The sequence below is a fragment of the Mesorhizobium sp. LNHC209A00 genome, from assembly GCF_000502915.1.
Lineage (GTDB): Bacteria > Pseudomonadota > Alphaproteobacteria > Rhizobiales > Rhizobiaceae > Mesorhizobium.
In genome coordinates, this window is record NZ_AYWT01000003.1 from 836,823 (window position 1) to 855,396 (window position 18,574).

Consider the following 18,574-nt stretch of genomic DNA (forward strand, 5'->3'; position numbering starts at 1 on the left):
TTCTCGCTGCCTTGGCTACGGGAATGGTTTTGATCCGAGGAAAAAATGGCGCATAATCAGCACGAAATGCGCTATCGTCGTAAGGAATGTAGGGGAGCCGGCCGGTCGCATCCATGATGGAATCGCCTGAAAATTTGACCATTCTTCCGGATGGAGGGCCGCGTGCCGGTGTCTCCGGGGACCTTCTCTCGCATGTGCTGGCGCAGGTCAGGCTTACCGGCGACGAGGTTTTTTCACGCACGCTGGCACAGGCGGAGCAACTCGATCTCGACGAGGGCCAAGCCCATATCGTCGTGGTGACCGTCGGCGCGCTGCGCATGGAGAGTGGGGATCAGGCCCCTGTCGTCATAGAGGCCGGCGACCTCGTGCTCCTGCCTCGCGGTCCCGGCGCGTTGCGGCTGGTGGCGTCGCATCCTCGGGTGGCGATCGTCGCGTGCCGCTTCTGGTTCGATCCGGACAGCCTGCGGGGAATGATCTTCGCCTTGCCGCGATGCATCCATATCGAGCGTGCCCAGGGGGCAGGGTGGGTCGATGGAATGCTGCCTTTCCTGATGGTCGAAACCAGCGACGCCCAGCCCGGCGCGGCTTTGATGATTTCCCGCATCATCGACCTCATGGTCATCCGCACCTTGCGTAGTTGGGTCCATGAAGGACGCGCCACGGGCTGGCTCGGCGGGCTTTCGGATGCACGCATCGCCCGTTCCCTGAAAGCCATTCACGAAAGGCCGTTGCAGCGGTGGAGCATCAATGAACTGGCCGACAAGGCCGGCATGTCCCGTTCCAGCTTCTGCGAGCGCTTCGCCGCTCTCGTCGGGCGCTCGCCGCTGCGCTACCAGAATGAGTGGCGGCTGGGCCTGGCCCGCGATCTGCTGGCTAGGCGAGACGCACGCGTGGGTGAGATCGGCTTGCGCATCGGCTACGAGTCCGAAGCCGCCTTCAGCCGCGCCTACAAACAGCTCTTCGGGCATCCGCCACGGGTTGAATATGCCCTGGCGAATGAAGCCGCACCGGCGAAGCCGCGCTGACCGATGGCGCCAGCTTGAAGATATCGGGTTGCGGCCGCTACCGCACCACCAGCACCGGGATCTCGGTGTAGGACAGCACTTCCGCCGTCTGGCTGCCCAGAAGCAGCCTGCCGAGGCCACGGCGGCCGTGCGAGGCCATGACGATCAGGTCGCGGCCTTGCGCCCGCGACAGTTCCAGGATCGCTTCGGCCGGCCTTTTGTCCTCGACATGGACCAGCGTGGCGGACACGCCGGCGGCGTCGGCGGATGCCTTGCATTTATCGAGCACTTCCTTGTCATAGCGGCGCGCTTCCTCCCGATAGGTGACCAGTTCGTCGCCGGCGGCATAGCCGGCCATGGCGCCGCCCCAGGCGAAGATCGGGAATTGTTCCGAGACGGTAACGAAGGTGACGGCGGCGCCGATGCCCTTGGCCAGTGTGAGGCCCTGGGCGACACCCTTGTCGGCCAGGTCAGAACCGTCGGTGGCGATGAGCAGATGTTTGTACATGATGGTGTTGCCTGTCGTGCCTGATGACTATCCAACAGAGAGATAGTCATGCCGCACGCTCATCATTGTGCCATTGCGGGGGGAATCAGGGCCAGGCGAGGTTTCGTCATTACCCGGATTCCCCTTTCCCGCATCGTCCTCTAAGGTGCCGCCGACATCGAAAGGCATCCCATGAGCAACGCGTTTCCGCAGATCCATCTGGTCCGGCATGGCGAGACGGCATGGAGCCTTTCGGGGCAGCATACCGGGCGCACCGACATGCCGCTAACGCCGGCCGGCGAGGCGGCCGCGCGGGGTGTTGCGGAGCGGTTGAAAGGCCTATCGTTCACAGCCGTCTGGTCGAGCCCCTCGCAGCGCGCCTACGATACCAGCGTGCTTGCCGGCTTTGGCGCGACAAGCGTCAAGATGGACGATCTGCAGGAGTGGGACTACGGCGCCTATGAGGGGCTGACGACCAAACAGATCCTGGCCGAGCGGCCAGGCTGGAACGTCTTTCGCGACGGCTCTCCGCAAGGCGAGGTGGCGGCCGATGTCGGCACCCGCGCCGACAGGATCATCGAGCGCCTGCGCAAGGCCAATGCCGACATACTGATCTTTTCCAGTGCGCACTTCCTGCGCGTGCTCGCCGCCCGCTGGCTCGGCCTGCCGCCGGAAGACGGGGCCCTGTTCGTGCTCGACACGGCCAGCATCAGCGTGCTCGGCTACGAGCATGATTTCGGCGAGCCGGTCGTGCGCAGGTGGAACCTGAAATAGGGGGTGGCAGGCTTAGCGCCGACGTCAATCGCTTCGTCATCCTCGGGTCTCCGCGACGCCGCTTCGCGGCTGCTTCGCCCTGTTATGCCGAACCGGGGGAGGCCTGGGCTAATTCCGAATACTGGGCTGTTTATTTGTCAAACTTCCGGATCGCCTCGGCGGTGACGGGCTGGAAGAAATTCACCAGATTGCCATCGGGGTCGCGAAACAGCAGCGAGCGGTTTCCCCAGGGCATGGTGGTCGGCTGCTGCACGGTCGTGCTCTTGATGAGGTTCGATAGCCGGGCAAATTCGGCATCGACATCGCCGACGCGGAATTCGAGGATGGCCGTGTGGTTGTCGGCGGGGCGGGCGATGTCGCCGCCGAACAGCATCAAAGTGCGCGTGCTGCCGATCGCCAGCGTGCAGGCCGGCGTCTCCAGTTCGGCGAAGTCTTCCGTGTATACCGTCACCGGCATGCCGGTGATTTCACCATAGAAGCGCACTAGGCGCTGGACATCTGATGTGATGATGCGGACTGAGACGAAATTCATGGCATTGGCTCCTTTGATCGCTGAAGCCGCAAGCGGGCTCCCAGCCGATCAATAGACCAGGGCTCCTGCCAGCTTTCTGTCAGGAGACGGGTTGCGACGGTGATGCGTTCGATTCGGACCAGACCGGCGGCAGGCCGAAGGCGGCGAACAGATCGGGCCCGAGCCGGCCGACATAGACGGTCAGAGTGGCGATCGCGCCGCCGGCCGGCTCGATGACATGCAGCGACTGCGCGCGCCATTCAGCATCCTGATGGCGCCGCGCATAGATCGCGACCGCGGGCTGGCCGTTGGCTCGTGTCGGCACAGCGCGATAGCTGGCGAAATTGCCCCACACGGTCCTGAAGAAGCCGTGGATCGCCTGGCGCCCCTGGTACCAGTCGTGCCATGGCGGCATATGGTAGGTGGCATCCTTGCGCAGCAGCTCGACGAAGCCGTCGAGATCGGTCGCCTGCCAGGCGCTGACATAACGTTCCAGCAACAGGCTCTCTCGCTGGCTGGGTTCCGACCGCCGCAAGGGCCGGCCTTGCGGATAGCGCGCGCCGAGCGTCGCGCGCGCCCGCTGCAGGGCACTGTTGATCGACGCGATGGAGCCGCCCAGCAATTGCGCGGCCTCCGCCGCGGACCAGCCCAGCACGTCGCACAGCAGAAGCGTGGCGCGCTGGCGGGGCGGCAGAAGCTGGATGGCGGCGACGAAGGCGAGCCGCACCNCTCGCGGGTCTCGTAGCGGGCGTCGGGGCCAGGCTGGCCATCGGCGAGGTCCGGCAGCTCGGCGTCAGGGTAGGGCTCCAGCCAGGCGAGTTCAGCTGCGGCGCCGGCGGCGGCGCGCCCCTCGCTCGGCGGCCGTGCGGGCTCTCGGAGAATGCGATGCGCCGACGACCTCGCCTTGATCGCATTGAGACAGCTGTTGGTGGCGATGGCATAGAGCCAGCCGCGCGGCGAGCCGCGCCCGTCGAAGCGCGAGCGGCCGCGCCATGCCTTCAGGAATGTCTCCTGGACGAGGTCGTCGGCCTCGTGCAGCGATCCCATCATGCGATAGCAGTGGAGCTTGAGTTCGCGGCGGTGGGCCATCGTGAGGCGCTCGAAAGCCCGCCGATCGAGGATCGGCCCGCCTTCCGGACCCAGCGGCTCAAGTGGGCCGGAAGCATCTGTCATGTCGAGCCTGCCAAGCGCGATTGCCCTGATATGCTGCGCCCCTCACGCCGCCGCCGCAAGCCCGCTGCCGCTCACCGTGAAGGCGGTGCCCTGCAACTTGCCGCCGGCGAGCGCGACCACGGCATTGGCGACATCGGCGGGTGTCTGCATGTCGGTCATGCTGGCCAGGAAATCGGCCGGGCTGATGCCGAGATAGGTCGAAACGCCTTCGATGCCGCGCTGGCCGACGCCGGTGCCGGCCATGATGCGCATGGGCGCCAGCGCCATGAAGCGCAGGCCGAGGCCAAGCCGGTCCGCTTCCTTCTGGCCGTGGGCGGCAAGCACCATCTGCATGCGCTTGGCGCCGGAATAGCCACCGGAGTTCGGCGGGCCGCCGCTGAAGGCCGCGCCGCTGGAGATCAGCACCACGCGGCCGCCGGACTTCATGCGGCCACGCAGCGCCGCCTGGCAGAACAGGAAGGATGCCTTGACGTCCATTTCCCAATTGGCCGAGAACTCGTCCCAGCTCTGATCCTGGAGGGGCGCCGACGGGGCGAAGGCGCCGGCGCAGATCACCAGCACATCCGGTTCGAGAGCCGCGAAGACCGTATCGGGCGCTGCCTCCTGCGTGGCGTCGACGGCAAGGGTCCTGACGCCGGAGGCCTCCCAGGAGAGCTCCTTCAAGGCGGCCGCGCCGCGGGCGGCGGCAAGCACGGTCGCGCCCTCGCGGAGCGCGGCTTCCACGATCGAGCGGCCGACACCCCGGCTGCCCCCGACCACGACGACATTTTGACCCTGCAACGATCCCATGGATCACCTCGCTCTTCCGGCGGCGGACCATTCCGGCGCCTAAGGATCAGGACAGCCGAGGTAGGGGAAAATCATCGGTGGTGACGAAAATTTTTTTCGAGCCATTTGTCCGCGAAAGCCAGACGCAAGAAAATGCTGCCGGCTTCGCTCAGCCCGCCAGCAGCGCCAGTTCCTCCGGCGTGAGATGCCGCGCCATGCCCTTGGCGAGGTCGCCGAGGGGCAGGCGGCCGATGGCGACGCGGATCAGGCGCTTGACCTCGACGCCGTGAGCGGCGAGCAGGCGGCGGATGTGGCGGTTCTTTCCCTCGTCGAGCACGATCTCCAGCCAGGCGGTGCGACCGCCGCTGCGCAGCAGTTCGATCGACTTGACGGCCAGGGTCTCGCCGTCGACGGCCGCGCCCGCGCGGAACATGTCCAGCATCGTTTCATCCGGCACCGCGGCGACCTGCACGTGATAGGTCTTGGGCAGGTGCGAGGCCGGGTCCATCAGCCGGTTGGCGAAGCGGGTGTCGTTTGTCATCAGAAGCAGGCCTTCGCTGGCCTTGTCCAGCCGGCCGACCGGCGAAACGAAGGGCAGGTCGAGCCCTTCGAGACAGGCATAGACGGTGTCGCGCTCGAGCGGGTCGTCGCGGGTGGTGACCAGCCCGCGCGGCTTGTTGAGCATGACATAGACCTTGCGCTCGGCAACCACCTCGACGCCATCGACGACGATCCTGTCTCGGTTCATGTCGACGCGCAGCGCGGCATCGCGCACCACCTTGCCGCCGACGCGCACGCGGCCCTGCGCGATCAGCGCCTCGCCCTGCGTGCGCGAGCACAAGCCGAGTTTGGACAGGGCGCGGTTCAGGCTGACGCCTGAAGGCCCGGCGGGCGGTATTTTGGCGGGCGGCCTGCCGCGTGATGGTGTTCGTGGAGCCATGCTGCTTGGGGTCGATCCGTGGTATCGGACAGATGCCATGGGCCGCACCGGCATCGCAAGCGGCGATCCATTCACGGCGGCGCTGGGATGTCCTCAACCGGCCGCCCATATGAGCCCTGCATGCCCGGATTCCCTTTGCTAGTTGGGATCTACCTGCCGCGCCTAATCTTGCGCGTTGAAGAACGCTGTCAGCACTGGGGCGTGTGCGGCGGGCTTCAATATGTGGTTCTGGCCGGGCAGCGTTTGGTGGCGGGCATTGGGCAGTGCTTTGGCCAGAGCCCTGTTGCCATGCCGCAGCCATGCCGGGCTCTTACCCCCGTCGGTTACCAGCACCGGCACGCGGAGCGACGCCCAGCGGACGGGGTCCAGGGGCTTGCCAAACTGATCGCCAGCGACGATGGCGCCGTCATGCGGCAGCGTGTGCGCCACGGCCTTGAGCCGTCGCCAGATCGGCGTGAGCTTCATGAAGACGATTAGCAGGCGAGGCATGCCCACCGATTTGAGGAAGGCGGTTATAGCGTCGCCGCGCCGGCCTTCGGCGAGGGCTGTTCCGATCGTCGCCCAGTCGGCCTGCGTGGTCGCGCGGCTGTCGTCGACGATCAGCGGCGCTTCGTAGAGGGCGAGTTTCTTGACGCCGGGGAGGCGGGTAGCCGCCATCAGCGCCAGCATCGCGCCCGACGACATGCCCCAGACATAGGCCTCGCCGCCGGCCGCCCGCAGTACGGCCTCGATGTCGTCGACCTCGCGCTCGATCGCGTAGGGCGCGGTGTTGCCGCTGTCGCCACGGCCACGGCGGTCGTAGCGGAACACGGTGAAGTTGTCCGCGAGGGCCTTGGCCAGCGGACCGCTCGGTCCCATCGTGCGCGAACATAGCGCGCCGTCGACGAGGACGAGCGGGTGACCGTGGCCCTGACGCTCGCAGGTGATCAGCGTTCCATCCCGTGACAGTACGGCTTGCGTGGACGGTTTCGCGTTCTCATCCTGCATGGTTGGCTTCCCGGTCTATCAACTGCCCCAGCCGGTCGAAGCTCTGTGCCCAGCCGCCGCGCATGCCCAGCGCCAGCAGGCGCTCGCGGTCGGCGGCGCTCGCCAGCGTCACCTCGAAATGGACATGGGTCCGCATGCCATCGGGCGTAAAGGTCACGGTATGGCGGCTCTGGCCCGGCGGATTGCCGGCCCATTCTCGGATTTCCGGATCCGGTTCGTCGCGGTAGCTCAACCTGACGTTCTCGACGACTTCGAGATAGCTGCCCTGGTTGCGGTAGAGCGCGCCGCTGGCAGTCAGCATATCGATGCGCCAGCGGCCACCGACGCGCACGTCGAGCACGCAGTGAGGAATGGTGCAGTCCCTGATGCCCCACCACTGCGCCACGAGCCTGGGCTCGGTCCACAGTTGAAAGACGCGTGCCACCGGAGCCTCGAACACCCGTTCGATGGCAAAGCCGCGCCCGGTGGCATCTTGGGCGCGGTCGCTCATGGCGCCTTGTCCGCGTCGCGCCGCAGCAGATCCTCCATGCGGTCGAAGCGGCCTTCCCAAAGTTTTCGATAATCGTCGAGCCAGCGGTCGATGTCGCGCAGCGGCTTGGGCTCAATGCGGCTCAGATGTTTCTGCGCCGCCCGGCTGCGGGTTACAAGACCAGCCTGCTCCAGCACGCCGACATGTTTGGAGACGGCCCGCACGGTGAGCTCGAAGGGTTGCGCGAGTTCGGCGACCGAGGCTTCGCCATCGAGCAGCCGGGCAAGGATCGCGCGCCGCGTCGGATCGGCGAGCGCGGCGAATGTGTGGTCAAGGGAAAATTCAACAGCCATTATGGAACCAATCAGTTCTGGAACTAATTGGTTCTATAGAGCCCTTGGCTTCCCTCGTCAACAATCTTCCGGAAACTGCGAGAGCTGGCGCGCTCGCAGGGAAGAGGTTCATCCCGGCAAACGTTGGGTGAAAGTCTCAGGCCGCTGCCTTCTCGCCTGCTATGCCGTTCAAGACCTGGACGGCATCCGCCGGCAGCTTAAGCTCGGCCGCCGCGAGGTTCTCCCTGAGATGCCCGACCGAGGAGGTGCCGGGGATGAGCAGGATGTTGGGCGCGCGCTGCAACAGCCAGGCGAGCGCCACCTGCATGGGTGTCGCGCCGAGCTTTTGCGCGACTTCGGCAAGCGTGCTCGACTGCAGCGGCGTGAAGCCGCCGAGCGGAAAGAACGGCACATAGGCGATGCCGTCGGCGGCAAGCTCGTCGATCAGCGCGTCGTCTTGGCGATGCGCGATGTTGTATTGGTTCTGCACGCAGACGATGTCGACCATGCCGCGTCCCTGCGCGATCTGTTTGCGGGTGACGTTGCTCAGGCCGATATGGCGCACAAGTCCCTGGCGTTGCAGTTCGGCGAGCGTGTCGAGCTGCGGCTCGATCGAGCCTTCGGCGGGCCCGTGGATGCCATGCATGGAGCGCAGGTTCACGACCTCGATTACGTCCAGCCCGAGATTGCGCAGGTTGTCGTGCACGGCCTGCGTCAGCTCCCGCGGTGACATTGCCGGGATCCACGAGGCATCCGCGCCGCGCCGCGCACTGATCTTGGTGACGATGGTGAGGTTGGCTAGATAGGGGTGCAGCGCCTCGCGGATGATCTGGTTGGTGACGTGCGGACCGTAGAAATCCGATGTGTCGATATGGTCGACGCCGCTGGCAGTGGCCTCGCGCAGCACGGCAATCGCCGCGTCGCGGTCCTTCGGCGGGCCGAAGACGCCGGGTCCGGCCAGTTGCATGGCGCCATAACCGAGGCGCTTCACGGTGCGGTCGCCGAGCTTGAAAGTTCCGGCCTTGCTTATGTCGGTCATGGGTCTCGATCTCCTTTGGATCGGCACGATATAGACAGTCCTCGCCCGCGCGATAATATGGCGCAATCGGCACAGGCTGTGCGGAAAGGCGAACAATGGCGACGGATCTGGGTGACCTGCAGGCTTTCATGGCGGTGGCGCGGGCCGGCGGCTTTCGCGAGGCCGCCCGGGTCGGCGGCGTCAGCGCCTCCAGCCTTTCAGAGACGGTGCGGCGGCTGGAGAGCGGGCTCGGCGTGCGGCTCCTCAACCGCACCACGCGCAGCGTCGCACCCACCGAAGCCGGCGCGCGGCTGCTCGACCGACTTGGCCCGGCACTCGGCGAAGTCGAGGCGGCGCTCGATGTGGTCAACGGGTTTCGCGGCCGCCCGGCGGGCACGCTACGGCTCAACGTGCCGGTGGTGGCGGCGAAGCTGGTGCTGCCGCGCCTCTTGCCGCCCTTCCTCGCGGCCTATCCCGACATTCGCCTGGAAGTGACCGCCGAGGACAGTTTCGTCGACATATTGGCGAGCGGTTGCGACGCCGGCATCCGCTATGACGAGCGGTTGGAGCAGGACATGATCGCCGTGCCGATCGGGCCGCGCCGGCAGCGCTTCGCCACCGCCGCCGCACCGGCCTATCTCGACCGCCGCGGCCGGCCCGACCATCCGCGCGACCTGCTCCACCACGCTTGCCTGCGCGGCCGCTTCGCCAGCGGCTTCATGCCGCCCTGGGAGTTCGAACGCGACGGTGAGGTGGTGAGCGTCGAGCCGACGGGCCCGCTGCTTGTCAGCACCGGCACCGCCATGGCGCTTGCGCTCGATGTGGCGGTCGCCGGCGGCGGCATCGTCTCGCTGTTCGAGGACTGGCTGCGCCCGTACTTCGACGACGGCAGGCTGGAGCCGGTGCTGGAGCCCTGGTGGCAGGAGTTTTCAGGCCCGTTCCTCTATTATCCCGGCCGCCGCCTGACGCCGGCACCGCTGCGCGCCTTCATTGATTTTGTCGGCGGGATGCGGTGGGACTGATCCCGGACGGAAATCGTGCTGCGTGTTGCGCCGATCGGCCCGTCGCCGCGGCTCCTTTGGACCAAGCGAAATCCTTGATGTAACACTTTGTTGTCATTGAGGGCCTATCGGAGTGGCGGTACGGCGAAAGCCCGGTAAAGGGAAAGGCGCGCAATGGGTTCGCCCTGGTCCGAATTGCTGGCCAATCTCGCGGTCGTGGCGTTGTTCGTTTCGGTCTGGATCCACACGCATGTGTGGCTGGACCGTTGGCCGCGCGCCGCGAAGGCCGCCGCTTTCGGCTTGCTGATGGGCGCCGGCGCCATCGTCCTGATGCTCACACCCATGCAGTTGCAGCCCGGCGTGCTCGCCGATCTCAGGGCAACGATGATTGCCGTTGCCGGCTTCTTCGGCGGTCCCGTCGCCGGCATCGTCGCCGGGGTCATGGCTGGTGCGTTCCGGACTTTCGAGGGCGGCATGGGCGCCTTCGCCGGTGCGGTGGGGATCGCGGCCGCCATGCTGGTCGGTGTCGCCGGGAACCTTGCCCTGAAGGGCCGGCGGCCCACCATGGTCGACATCATGATCCTTGGCGCGGCCGCCGCTGCCGCATCGCTGCTCGGCCTCAGCGTCCTGCCACGAAATGTCCTGCAGATGGTCCTGCCTGATGTGGCGCTGCCTTCCTCCCTGCTCATCTTCGTCTCGGTGGTGCTGTCGGGGCTCACGCTTTACCAGGAGCGGCGACGCCTCGAGGCGCTGCAGTCCCGGCGCATCTACAAGGCCGTGGTGGAGACACTGCCGGATTGCCTGAACGTCAAGGACCTCGACGGGCGGTTCATCGCGGCCAATCCGGCAACGGCCGAACTGATGCAGGCGGCCGACGCCAAGGCTCTGATCGGCAAGACGGATTTCGACTTCTATCCGGGCGAAACGGCGAAAGGTTTCCGCGAGGACGAGCTTGCCGTGCTGGCCTCGGGCGTCTCGTCCACCATCGAACAGCGCCTTCATCACGAGGATGGAACCGAAGGCTGGCTGGCGACCTTGAAGGCGCCCTTTCGCGACAGGAGCGGGGCCGTCGTCGGCCTGATCACGCACAATCGCGACATCACGGCGCGCAAGCAGCTCGAGGCCGAGCTGGCGGAAAGCCGGGTCCGGCTCGGAGACGCCTTGACGCACATGGCCGACGGTCTGGTGATGTTCGACCCGGACGGCAGGCTGGTGCTGTGCAACGCCCAGTACCGCGCCATGTTTCCGAAGACGGCGGACATGAGGGTGCCAGGCGCCGACTACCGTCACATCCTGCGCGCCTCGGCGCAGCGAGGTGAGGCGATCACACCACCGGACGAGGTCGAGGGCTGGATCGCCGGCATCATGGCCTCGCAGAAGCTTGTCAGCCAGCGCCAGGTCCGGCTTGCCGACGGCCGCTGGCTCGACGTGCGCACCCGTCCGACAGGCGACGGCGGCAGCCTAAGCGTATTCTCCGACATCACCGAGGCCAAGCAGGTCGAGACCGAACTGCTGGCGCTCAACGAGAAGCTGAACCTTCTGGCACATCGCGACGGGCTGACCGAACTGTGGACGCGCCGCGCCTTCGACGAAGCGCTGGCGCGCGAATTCTCGCGCGCCAGGCGCAATGCGGCTCCGCTCAGCCTGGTGATCATCGATGTCGACTGGTTTAAGCGGTTCAATGACCATTACGGCCATCCGGCGGGCGATGAATGCCTGCGCGCCGTGAGCCGCTGCATCCAGGCGACTGCTCGCCGTCCGGCCGACGCCGCGGCCCGCTACGGCGGCGAGGAATTCGCGCTCGTCCTGCCCGAGACCGATGCCCGGGGCGCCTTTGTCATTGCCGAGACCCTCAGGAGCAAGGTGCGCGACCTTGCCATGGCGCATGCCGGCAGCGAAAAGAGCATCGTCACCGTCAGCATTGGGGTCAGCACCCTAGACGCGGACGGCGCCACGATGGAGATTGCCGATCTTCTGAGACGGGCCGACGAGGCGCTTTACGGCGCCAAGGCCGCCGGGCGGGACCGGGTGCATGGCTGGCGCCCGCATCTCAGCGACCAACGCTCGACCGGTTCCCGGCGCAAGATATGAGGCTTGCAAGGCCAGGGCCGGGCTGCCGCTGGATTTGGATCAGCTGAGCTGGTTATCGCCTGAACGAGGGTCCGGGCGGTGAAGCGTAAGCTTCAGCCGGAGTGAACTGAATCCGTGCTGGCGCGATCGAGCTTCACAAGACGAGCCTTCGCTTCGCCGACGCGTTGTTGCGCGGATCTTATCCTGTCACAAAGCCGCAGATTGATACCGACGCCACAGTCTTCGTCCAGCATCGCGTTTGCGCGTTCAAGGGCGAGTTCCGCTCGGTGAAGTCGCTGCCTCGCCCTGGCAAGTTCCAAGGTCAAAAGTTCCATTGCTGCCGCTTCCGTGGTTTGCGGTCCCTTCCATTGGGAAACCGCTGCCGGGTGGTTTGGTTCCGGGTCGTTCGCGAAGCTGCATCTGCTGCCGAAGTCAGGGCCTGGAGATGCCGCAGCCGCCACGCTTCCAGGATTGGGCCGGTAATTGGCAGTCATGTCTTTGTTTATTGACCCCGCCAATGGCTGGCGTAGCTTGTCCACGGCCGTCAGCGATGCGAACATACGCGGGCGCTTGGGAGCGATCATCCTGCTTCCACCCAAATCCAGGAGGAAGCTGTGCGCAGGCTATTACAGACGCGCCCTGGCGAATATCTCGATCACCGATTGGAGTGCCCCTTTTGCGGCACCATCCGCCTGCAAATCCCGGCCGATGCGACACCATCGACGCGGATCAGTTGCGCCGAGTGCGGCAGATATCTTGGTATCTGGGATGAACTGCAGACCGACTTCGAGCAACAAGGCGGCAACGATGGCGTTTTCCGTCTCGACAAAGGGCGCATCCAGAAGCTCGACTAGACTTGCCGCGAGCAGCGCTCGATAGCACTGGCTAGGGTCGGCTCCCCATCGCCGATGCCCATCAGGACGGCCTTGGATGGGCAAGGCCGGTCTGGAAGGTGCCTGGCAACACGGGTGAGCCACCGCGGCTCGTCGAGGCTGTCGCCATGGCGTCTACCGGCACGATGATGATCATGCGGGCATGCTGCTCTGGCCACAATGGCTTTCCGAAAAGGAAGAATGTGCTGGCGAGAAAACAGACCAGCAAGAGGATGGCCAAGGTGTTGGCGATGATCTCACCAAGCTGCATTGCTCTTCTCCAATTCACGCGTCCCTCCCGGCAACGAGCGCCAGCAAACTATGTTCAACGTTTGGGACCAATGCGCATGGTTCGCAGGACTTCAGTCCGAGTTGCGGGTCGAGCGATAAACGCACAACCTGCCTTTGCACCGGCCGAGCCTCCGCCAAGTGTGGCAGCCGGGGCATAGCCCGGCCTGCTCGCAACGTGCCGAGCCCTCCGCCAAAGCAGGCCGGGCTCCTTTCTCGAAAGCGTCACAAACGGACCGCGATTTCCACGGGCAGCGGTGAGCGCTGGTTGCGCAGCGACGGCAAGGCCCGATCCGCGGGGTGGCGGAAAGCGCGCCGGTGCCGTCCGCCTTGCTCCACGGCCACAAAGGCGCGATTCTCCTCCCTTTGGCGGCCAGCCAGCATGGTCAGATTGGGATTGTGTGGACGGATCTGTTGTCCCATGGCCTCAACTCGACCTCACGATTAGCGGTGAAGGCAGCAAGGCTGCTACCAGTTCAAAGTAAGGCTGACGAGCAGGACGGCGATCAAGGCCGACAACGGGACCGCCATCACCAGCGCCGCCTCCATAAGGCGGGTTTCCTTGTCGCTGAACATTAAACCTCCTCACTTGTCGGCTGAGCGCCGGGATTTAGGGTTCGCCCACCGCCCGAAGCAGTGAGCGAACCCTATTGGCGCAGGAAGGGACGTAGCTGCGCCAATTCAAAAACACCCCCGCAGTGCCACCCGACATCGGTCGGATATCCGCGATGAACTTGCAGCGAAACAACGAGCGCGAAAGACGGCCGTTCCCGGCAGTGGCGCCGGCAGGACTATTGCGTTTTTTTATGGGACCTAAGTCCGGTGCTGGCCGGACCGAAGCCCAAGCCTGGAACATTCAACCATGCCTGAAGTTCGATCCCGCAGCGCGGTGACAATGTTGTGCTGTGCAGGTTTCAAATGGAGGTACTCATGAAAAAAGATCTTGCCGCCGTAGCCGCGGTTCTGTTGCTCGCAGGTGTCGGCGCAGCCGCCGCCGAGGACGTCATCATCCAGCCCGAGCAGGAAACGGTGATCAAGGAGTATGTGCATAAGCAGCCGCTGGCTTCGGTCAAGGTTCCCGGCGTGGAACTCAACGTCGGCACGGCCTTGCCCGATACCGTCGAGCTTCACGAAGTCCCCAACGTCAAGTATCGTTACACCGTCGTCGACAACCGGACCGTGATCGTGGATCCAAGCACCCGCAAGATCATCAAGATCATCCAGTAGCGGCGCTTGGCCCGCTGCCGGCTGGCGGCGGGCCAACCATGCAGACGCATTGCCTTGACAGTCAGAATTTGCGTGATGCCGACCTTGCGCAAGCTGAACGGGTTCGCGAACGCCCCTTGAATGGGGTCCTGCGTCAACGCGACGGGTCCGCCCCTCGCTCCTTGTGCCGCCGGGCAAGCCCGCGAATGCGGTCGGCGACCTTGCTATCCACCGGATTGTAGACGGTCAGGCTCAGATCCGGCCGGCCATCCACCGCGAAGGCCGAATATTCCAGCTCGATGTCGCCGAGTTCGGGATGCTTCAGGCGCTTTGTCCCGTCGCCATGGCTGAGCACGTCGTTTTCCCGCCACAGCGCGTCGAATTCCGAGCTGGCGCTGCAGAGCTCCTCCACCAGTTGGGCGACCTCGGACACCGCGCCGGCGCGCGCCGCATCGGCCCGGAACGCGCCGACCACGAAACGCGCGAGGTTCTCCCAATCGTGCTGCTTGGCGCGGATGGTAGGGCTCAGGAACATAAACCGCAGGATGTTGCGCTGGCCAGCGGGCAAGGTGCTGTAATCGGTCATCACGACTTGCGCGGCGCGGTTCCATGCGACGACATCCCAGGTCGCCGTCTTGATCAGGGCCGGGCTTGCCTCCAGCGTGTCGATAAGGCGTTGCAGCCTGGGGCTGACGCCGTCCGCGCCGATGTAGCGGACTTCGGGCGGGCGCCCGAGCCCCAGCATGAAAAGATGTTCGCGCTCTGCCTCGGTCAGCAGCAGACCCTTGGCAATCCGGTTCAGCACATCGGCCGAAGGCGCGCCGCCGCGTCCCTGTTCCAGCCATGTGTACCAGGTCGGGCTGATGTTGGCGCGCTGCGCGACCTCTTCCCGGCGCAGTCCCGGCGTGCGCCTGCGCCCGGAAAAGCCGAACGATGAGGGGTCGAGCCGGGTACGTCTGTCTTTCAGGAATGCCGCGAGCGAACCGGCGGAAGTGTTGGGCATCCTGTTAGCCATTATACCATGATAAGATCACTACTTTAATGGAATAATAGAGCAGCGATAGTACGCAGGCAACTGTGCAGGAGGTTTTGCATGCGTATCTTTTTAACCGGCGCGACCGGTTTCATCGGTTCGGCCCTCGTTTCCGAACTTCTTCAGGCCGGAAATCAGGTCGTCGGCGTCACCCGCTCCGACGCGGGTGCCGAGGCGTTGGCTGCCGCCGGTGCCGAGGTGTATCGGGGAACCCTCGAGGATCCCCAAGGCCTGCGCGACGGCGCGGCCGAGGCGGAAGCCGTGATCCACACCGCGTTCGACCATGATTTTTCGCGGTTCGCCGAGAATTGCGAAAAGGACAGCCGTGTCATCGCCGCGCTCGGTCAGGCACTCGCCGGCTCCGACCGGCCGCTGGTGATCACCTCGGGCGTCGGCATGGGCAGTCGCGGACATGGCCAATTGGCCGTCGAGGATGTCTTCAACCCCGATCACCCTAATCCGCGCATCGCCTCGGAACTCGCCGGGAATGCGTTGCTGGAGGCCGGCATCAACCTGTCGGTGCTGCGCCTGCCGCAGGTCCACAACACGCTCAAGCAAGGCCTCATTTCGCCGCTCATCGAGATCGCGCGCCAGAAGGGCGTCTCGGCCTATGTCGGCGACGGCCGCAACCGCTATTCGGCCAGCCATGTCTCGGACGCCGCGCGCCTTTACCGGCTCGCGGTGGAAAAGCGGCAGCCCGGCGCGCGCTATCACGCCGTCGGCGAAGAAGGGGTGGAGGTGCGCGCGATCGCCGAGGCGCTTGGCCGTGGCCTGAACCTGCCGGTGGTTTCGATCGCGCCGGAGAAGGCGGCTGAGCATTTCGGCTGGATGGCGATGTTCGCCCCCATGGACCTGCCCGCCTCCAGCGCGCTGACCCAGGCACGGCTCGGCTGGCGTCCGACCGGCCCGACGCTGATCGCCGATCTGGACGCGATGCGGTATTGAGGCGCGTAAGAGGCGGCCTTAGCCTGGGGTGACGGCGTAGCGCAAATGGACGAGCCCATGCGCGAGGGCTTTGCAATCCGTGAGCGACAACCGCACCTTGTCGGCAAGGCCGCTATTCCCAAACTCGACAAAGCCCTGGTTTGCCTCCCGCGCATCGAGCGCGGGGGCAATGAGAAGGCTGAGTTCATCGACCAGCCCCGCCGCCAGGAAGGAGCCGTTGATGCCGGCGCCGCCCTCGAGCAGCAGGCGGCGGATGCCGAGCTCACGGGCAAGCACGTCCAGCATGGCGGCGAGATCGATGCCGGGCGTTTGCGACACGATATATGACACGCCGTCGGCGGCGAGTTCGGCCAGATGGCTGTCGGCTACATCATGTCCGAGCAGCACCACGACATGGTCCCCGCCGATGTCGGGTTTTGCAAAGTGCAGCTTGCCCGAGGCATCGAGCGCCACGGCAAAGCTGCCCGCATTGCGCTGCGCGAAATAATGCGGCCGCTCGACCTTGCCGCCATGCGCGGGCGGATGCGCGGCGGCCTTGCTCATCTCGGCCATGGTGACGCGGCCGACGATCCAGGCGTCGCCTTGGAGGTCGTTGTGGATCTGCTCATAGAGGCCCGACCACTCGGCCCGGCTGCCGTCGGGGCTTTCGGTATAGCGGCTCGGATGAAGGCTGCCGTCGAGCGAGGCAAGCATATGGCAGATGATGCGCGGCTTCATATGGTGTCTCCATTTCGTCGGCTTGGCCGCCCCGAAGGTAGTGCCGCACCCGGAAAATGGAAGCCGATGCGGTGTGCCTTGAGGCTGCAAGTCCCGGTGGGTAAAATGACTATCTCTGCGACTAGGGGCCGGAGCATGGCGGACATCATCCTGTTTCACTCGGTTCTTGGCCTTCGCCCGATCGAGCGTCATCTTGCGGAACGCCTTCGGGCCCGCGGCCATGCGGTCGCACTGCCAGACCTTTATCAGGGTGCAGCGACGGATGATCTCGATGAAGGGTTCGCGATCAAGGCGCGGATCGGCTGGGGTGCCATCTGCCTGAAGGCGCGAGAGGCTCTGGCCCCGATGCCGGGCGATGCGGTGCCGGCGGGGATCTCGATAGGCGCCGGCGTGGTGGCGGAATTCTGGGCGTCGCGGCCGCTGGCAGCGGGTGTTCCGCTGTTGCATGGTTTGGCGACCGTGCCTGCCAACACACGACCCGGCTTGCCCATCCGACTGCATGTCGCGGACACCGATCCACTGTTCCCCGAGCCCGACGTCAGCGCCTGGCAGGAAAGCGCGGAGGCAGCAAAAGCGGATGTGCAGGTTTTCCGCTATCCAAACACGGGACATTATTTTTCCGATCCGGCATTGCCCGACTACAATGCAACGGCGGCCGCGCAGCTCTGGAGCCGCTCCTTGGCGTTCCTGACGTAGAAGGCCTTCGGACCGAAGAGTCCAAATTCAGAGGATTCCGACAAGTTGCTGTCCTGGCTGTTATATCGATGTTGCACAAATGGTTGACCCTGGGTTAGCATCCTCTTGTTGACGCCGATCGGAGGAATTTAGGCGGCTGTCAGCTGGAGCGGCATGCGTTCTTGGCGCAAGGAGGATGCTCCAACACTTTAACCGGCGCATGATCCTTCCTGAAACCGGTCCCGGTTTTTAGGGGCCGTGCGCTTCTGTGGAGGAGGAACCCATGAACAGACGCGAATTCCTGATGACGTCCGTGGCCGCGGGCGCCATGATGCTCGCCGCACGCTCGGCTTTCGCCGAGGACAAACTCACCATTCTCGGCTCGGTGCCAAGTCTCGGCTTTCCGTTCTTCGTGCACATGCTGAACGAGATCAAGGCCGAAGCGCAGGCGCAAGGCGTCAACCTGACCGAGAGCGACGGCCAGAACTCGGCCACGAAGCAGACCGCCGACATCGAGGCGGCGCTGGTGCAGAAGGTCAACGCCATCGTCATCTCGCCGCTCGACGTCAACGCGCTGGCGCCAGCCATCGAGGAAGCGGTCAAGGCCGGCGTTCCCGTGGTGACGATCGACCGCCGCGTCGACGGTGTCCAGGGCATTCTGGCCCATGTCGGCGCCGACAATGTCAAGGGCGGCGAGGCGGAAGCCCAGGCCATGGTGGCCGCATTCCCCAAGGGCGCCAAGCTGTTCCACCTGCAGGGCCAGCCGGGCGCGGGTCCCGCGATCGACCGCAACAAGGGCGTGCACAATGTGCTCGATCCGCTGAAGGACAAGTACCAGATCGTCTACGAGCAGACAGCCAACTTCGCCCGCGCCGAGGCGCTGACGGTGACGGAAGCCGGCCTTGCCGCCAACGGCAAGCCGGACGCCATCATCTGCGCCAATGACGACATGGCGCTGGGCGCGCTCGAAGCGTGTGCCGCGCGCAATTTCAGCGACGTCAAGATCTACGGCTTCGATGCATTGCCGGAAGCGCTGGTCGCGGTGCGCGACGGCAAGCTCGCCGGCACGGTCGAACAGTTCCCCGGCAAGCAGTCGCGCACCGCCGTGCAGATCGCGGTCGCCTACGCCAAGGACAAGACCGAGCCGAAGGAGAAGCTGGTGCTGCTGACGCCGATCGTCATCGGTAAGGACAATCTCGACAAGGCGGAGAGATTGAACGAGACGAAGTAGGCTGATTGAATGAGGCCGGCGGGACAGCATCCCCCTCTGTCCCGCCAACTGTCCGGCAGGACAGAGGGGGTGT

General features: G+C 65.3%; 23 protein-coding genes and 1 pseudogene. 9 read left to right on the plus strand and 15 right to left on the minus strand.

Annotated elements, in window-relative coordinates:
• Positions 1 to 113: 113 nt before the first annotated feature.
• On the plus strand, positions 114 to 1,025 hold the full coding sequence (locus X739_RS154450; protein ID WP_023794490.1) for an AraC family transcriptional regulator: 912 nt from the start codon (positions 114 to 116) through the stop codon (positions 1,023 to 1,025).
• Positions 1,026 to 1,062: 37 nt separating this feature from the next.
• Here X739_RS154450 and X739_RS154445 read toward each other — a convergent pair whose 3' ends face one another.
• The gene (locus X739_RS154445; protein ID WP_023794492.1) at positions 1,063 to 1,512 is read right to left on the minus strand and encodes a universal stress protein; all 450 of its coding nucleotides are present in this window, start codon (positions 1,510 to 1,512) and stop codon (positions 1,063 to 1,065) included.
• A gap of 171 nt (positions 1,513 to 1,683) precedes the next feature.
• Between X739_RS154445 and X739_RS154440 the strand changes: the two genes are divergently transcribed.
• Positions 1,684 to 2,265 carry a histidine phosphatase family protein gene (locus X739_RS154440; RefSeq protein ID WP_023794495.1) on the plus strand — a complete coding sequence of 194 codons (582 nt, stop codon included), beginning with the start codon at positions 1,684 to 1,686 and terminating at the stop codon, positions 2,263 to 2,265.
• Positions 2,266 to 2,395: 130 nt separating this feature from the next.
• Here X739_RS154440 and X739_RS154435 read toward each other — a convergent pair whose 3' ends face one another.
• The 9 genes and pseudogenes from X739_RS154435 to X739_RS154405 all read right to left on the minus strand — a co-directional run bounded on the left by X739_RS154435 (position 2,396) and on the right by X739_RS154405 (position 8,484).
• Positions 2,396 to 2,797 (minus strand): VOC family protein, encoded by a 402-nt coding sequence (locus X739_RS154435; protein WP_023794497.1) that lies wholly within the window; start codon positions 2,795 to 2,797, stop codon positions 2,396 to 2,398.
• 79 nt (positions 2,798 to 2,876) lie between these two features.
• Positions 2,877 to 3,503 carry a sigma factor-like helix-turn-helix DNA-binding protein gene (locus X739_RS1000000170420; RefSeq protein ID WP_245273823.1) on the minus strand — a complete coding sequence of 209 codons (627 nt, stop codon included), beginning with the start codon at positions 3,501 to 3,503 and terminating at the stop codon, positions 2,877 to 2,879.
• 203 nt (positions 3,504 to 3,706) lie between these two features.
• Positions 3,707 to 3,949, minus strand: a pseudogene (locus X739_RS1000000171350) (sigma factor); the annotation flags it as partial.
• A gap of 42 nt (positions 3,950 to 3,991) precedes the next feature.
• Complete coding sequence (locus X739_RS154430) at positions 3,992 to 4,738, minus strand: SDR family NAD(P)-dependent oxidoreductase (RefSeq protein WP_023794499.1); 747 nt, start codon at positions 4,736 to 4,738, stop codon at positions 3,992 to 3,994.
• A 148-nt stretch (positions 4,739 to 4,886) separates the two neighbouring features.
• Positions 4,887 to 5,657 (minus strand): pseudouridine synthase, encoded by a 771-nt coding sequence (locus X739_RS154425; protein WP_023794501.1) that lies wholly within the window; start codon positions 5,655 to 5,657, stop codon positions 4,887 to 4,889.
• 162 nt (positions 5,658 to 5,819) lie between these two features.
• Positions 5,820 to 6,644, minus strand: a complete 825-nt coding sequence (locus X739_RS154420) for an alpha/beta hydrolase (RefSeq protein WP_023794503.1) — start codon at positions 6,642 to 6,644, stop codon at positions 5,820 to 5,822.
• On the minus strand, positions 6,634 to 7,134 hold the full coding sequence (locus tag X739_RS154415; protein ID WP_023784854.1) for an SRPBCC domain-containing protein: 501 nt from the start codon (positions 7,132 to 7,134) through the stop codon (positions 6,634 to 6,636). The genes X739_RS154420 and X739_RS154415 overlap by 11 nt, the downstream gene beginning before the upstream one ends.
• Positions 7,131 to 7,466 carry a metalloregulator ArsR/SmtB family transcription factor gene (locus X739_RS154410; RefSeq protein ID WP_023774591.1) on the minus strand — a complete coding sequence of 112 codons (336 nt, stop codon included), beginning with the start codon at positions 7,464 to 7,466 and terminating at the stop codon, positions 7,131 to 7,133. The genes X739_RS154415 and X739_RS154410 overlap by 4 nt, the downstream gene beginning before the upstream one ends.
• A 136-nt stretch (positions 7,467 to 7,602) precedes the next feature.
• On the minus strand, positions 7,603 to 8,484 hold the full coding sequence (locus X739_RS154405; RefSeq protein ID WP_023784852.1) for an aldo/keto reductase family oxidoreductase: 882 nt from the start codon (positions 8,482 to 8,484) through the stop codon (positions 7,603 to 7,605).
• A gap of 95 nt (positions 8,485 to 8,579) precedes the next feature.
• Between X739_RS154405 and X739_RS154400 the strand changes: the two genes are divergently transcribed.
• Both X739_RS154400 and X739_RS154395 read left to right on the plus strand, forming a co-directional pair.
• Positions 8,580 to 9,485 carry a LysR family transcriptional regulator gene (locus X739_RS154400; RefSeq protein ID WP_023774593.1) on the plus strand — a complete coding sequence of 302 codons (906 nt, stop codon included), beginning with the start codon at positions 8,580 to 8,582 and terminating at the stop codon, positions 9,483 to 9,485.
• A 153-nt stretch (positions 9,486 to 9,638) separates the two neighbouring features.
• Positions 9,639 to 11,555, plus strand: a complete 1,917-nt coding sequence (locus X739_RS154395; protein WP_023794507.1) for a diguanylate cyclase — start codon at positions 9,639 to 9,641, stop codon at positions 11,553 to 11,555.
• A gap of 92 nt (positions 11,556 to 11,647) precedes the next feature.
• Here the strand turns inward: X739_RS154395 and X739_RS1000000170430 are convergent, their stop codons facing one another.
• Entirely contained in the window at positions 11,648 to 12,118 is a 471-nt protein-coding gene (locus tag X739_RS1000000170430) for a hypothetical protein (RefSeq protein WP_245273824.1), read from the minus strand.
• A 30-nt stretch (positions 12,119 to 12,148) separates the two neighbouring features.
• Between X739_RS1000000170430 and X739_RS0134185 the strand changes: the two genes are divergently transcribed.
• Positions 12,149 to 12,388, plus strand: coding sequence for a hypothetical protein (locus tag X739_RS0134185; RefSeq protein WP_015316799.1), 240 nt, complete (start codon positions 12,149 to 12,151; stop codon positions 12,386 to 12,388).
• Positions 12,389 to 12,449: 61 nt separating this feature from the next.
• On the opposite strand, the gene X739_RS154385 is transcribed toward X739_RS0134185, so the two are convergent.
• Positions 12,450 to 12,677 carry a hypothetical protein gene (locus X739_RS154385; RefSeq protein ID WP_023774598.1) on the minus strand — a complete coding sequence of 76 codons (228 nt, stop codon included), beginning with the start codon at positions 12,675 to 12,677 and terminating at the stop codon, positions 12,450 to 12,452.
• A 242-nt stretch (positions 12,678 to 12,919) separates the two neighbouring features.
• Positions 12,920 to 13,117: a hypothetical protein gene (locus tag X739_RS154380; protein ID WP_023774599.1), complete on the minus strand. Its 198-nt coding sequence runs from the start codon at positions 13,115 to 13,117 to the stop codon at positions 12,920 to 12,922.
• Positions 13,118 to 13,624: 507 nt separating this feature from the next.
• On the opposite strand from X739_RS154380, the gene X739_RS154375 reads away from it, so the two are divergent.
• Positions 13,625 to 13,921, plus strand: coding sequence for a DUF1236 domain-containing protein (locus tag X739_RS154375; protein ID WP_023784848.1), 297 nt, complete (start codon positions 13,625 to 13,627; stop codon positions 13,919 to 13,921).
• Between the two features lie 133 nt (positions 13,922 to 14,054).
• Here the strand turns inward: X739_RS154375 and X739_RS154370 are convergent, their stop codons facing one another.
• The gene (locus X739_RS154370; RefSeq protein ID WP_023774601.1) at positions 14,055 to 14,903 is read right to left on the minus strand and encodes a helix-turn-helix transcriptional regulator; all 849 of its coding nucleotides are present in this window, start codon (positions 14,901 to 14,903) and stop codon (positions 14,055 to 14,057) included.
• 90 nt (positions 14,904 to 14,993) lie between these two features.
• On the opposite strand from X739_RS154370, the gene X739_RS154365 reads away from it, so the two are divergent.
• Positions 14,994 to 15,878, plus strand: a complete 885-nt coding sequence (locus X739_RS154365; RefSeq protein WP_023794515.1) for an SDR family oxidoreductase — start codon at positions 14,994 to 14,996, stop codon at positions 15,876 to 15,878.
• A gap of 18 nt (positions 15,879 to 15,896) precedes the next feature.
• On the opposite strand, the gene X739_RS154360 is transcribed toward X739_RS154365, so the two are convergent.
• Positions 15,897 to 16,595: a RibD family protein gene (locus X739_RS154360; protein WP_023794517.1), complete on the minus strand. Its 699-nt coding sequence runs from the start codon at positions 16,593 to 16,595 to the stop codon at positions 15,897 to 15,899.
• A gap of 135 nt (positions 16,596 to 16,730) precedes the next feature.
• Between X739_RS154360 and X739_RS154355 the strand changes: the two genes are divergently transcribed.
• Positions 16,731 to 17,291 (plus strand): dienelactone hydrolase family protein, encoded by a 561-nt coding sequence (locus X739_RS154355; protein ID WP_023794519.1) that lies wholly within the window; start codon positions 16,731 to 16,733, stop codon positions 17,289 to 17,291.
• 262 nt (positions 17,292 to 17,553) lie between these two features.
• Positions 17,554 to 18,501, plus strand: coding sequence for a substrate-binding domain-containing protein (locus X739_RS154350; protein WP_023774608.1), 948 nt, complete (start codon positions 17,554 to 17,556; stop codon positions 18,499 to 18,501).
• The last annotated feature ends 73 nt before the right edge of the window (positions 18,502 to 18,574 follow it).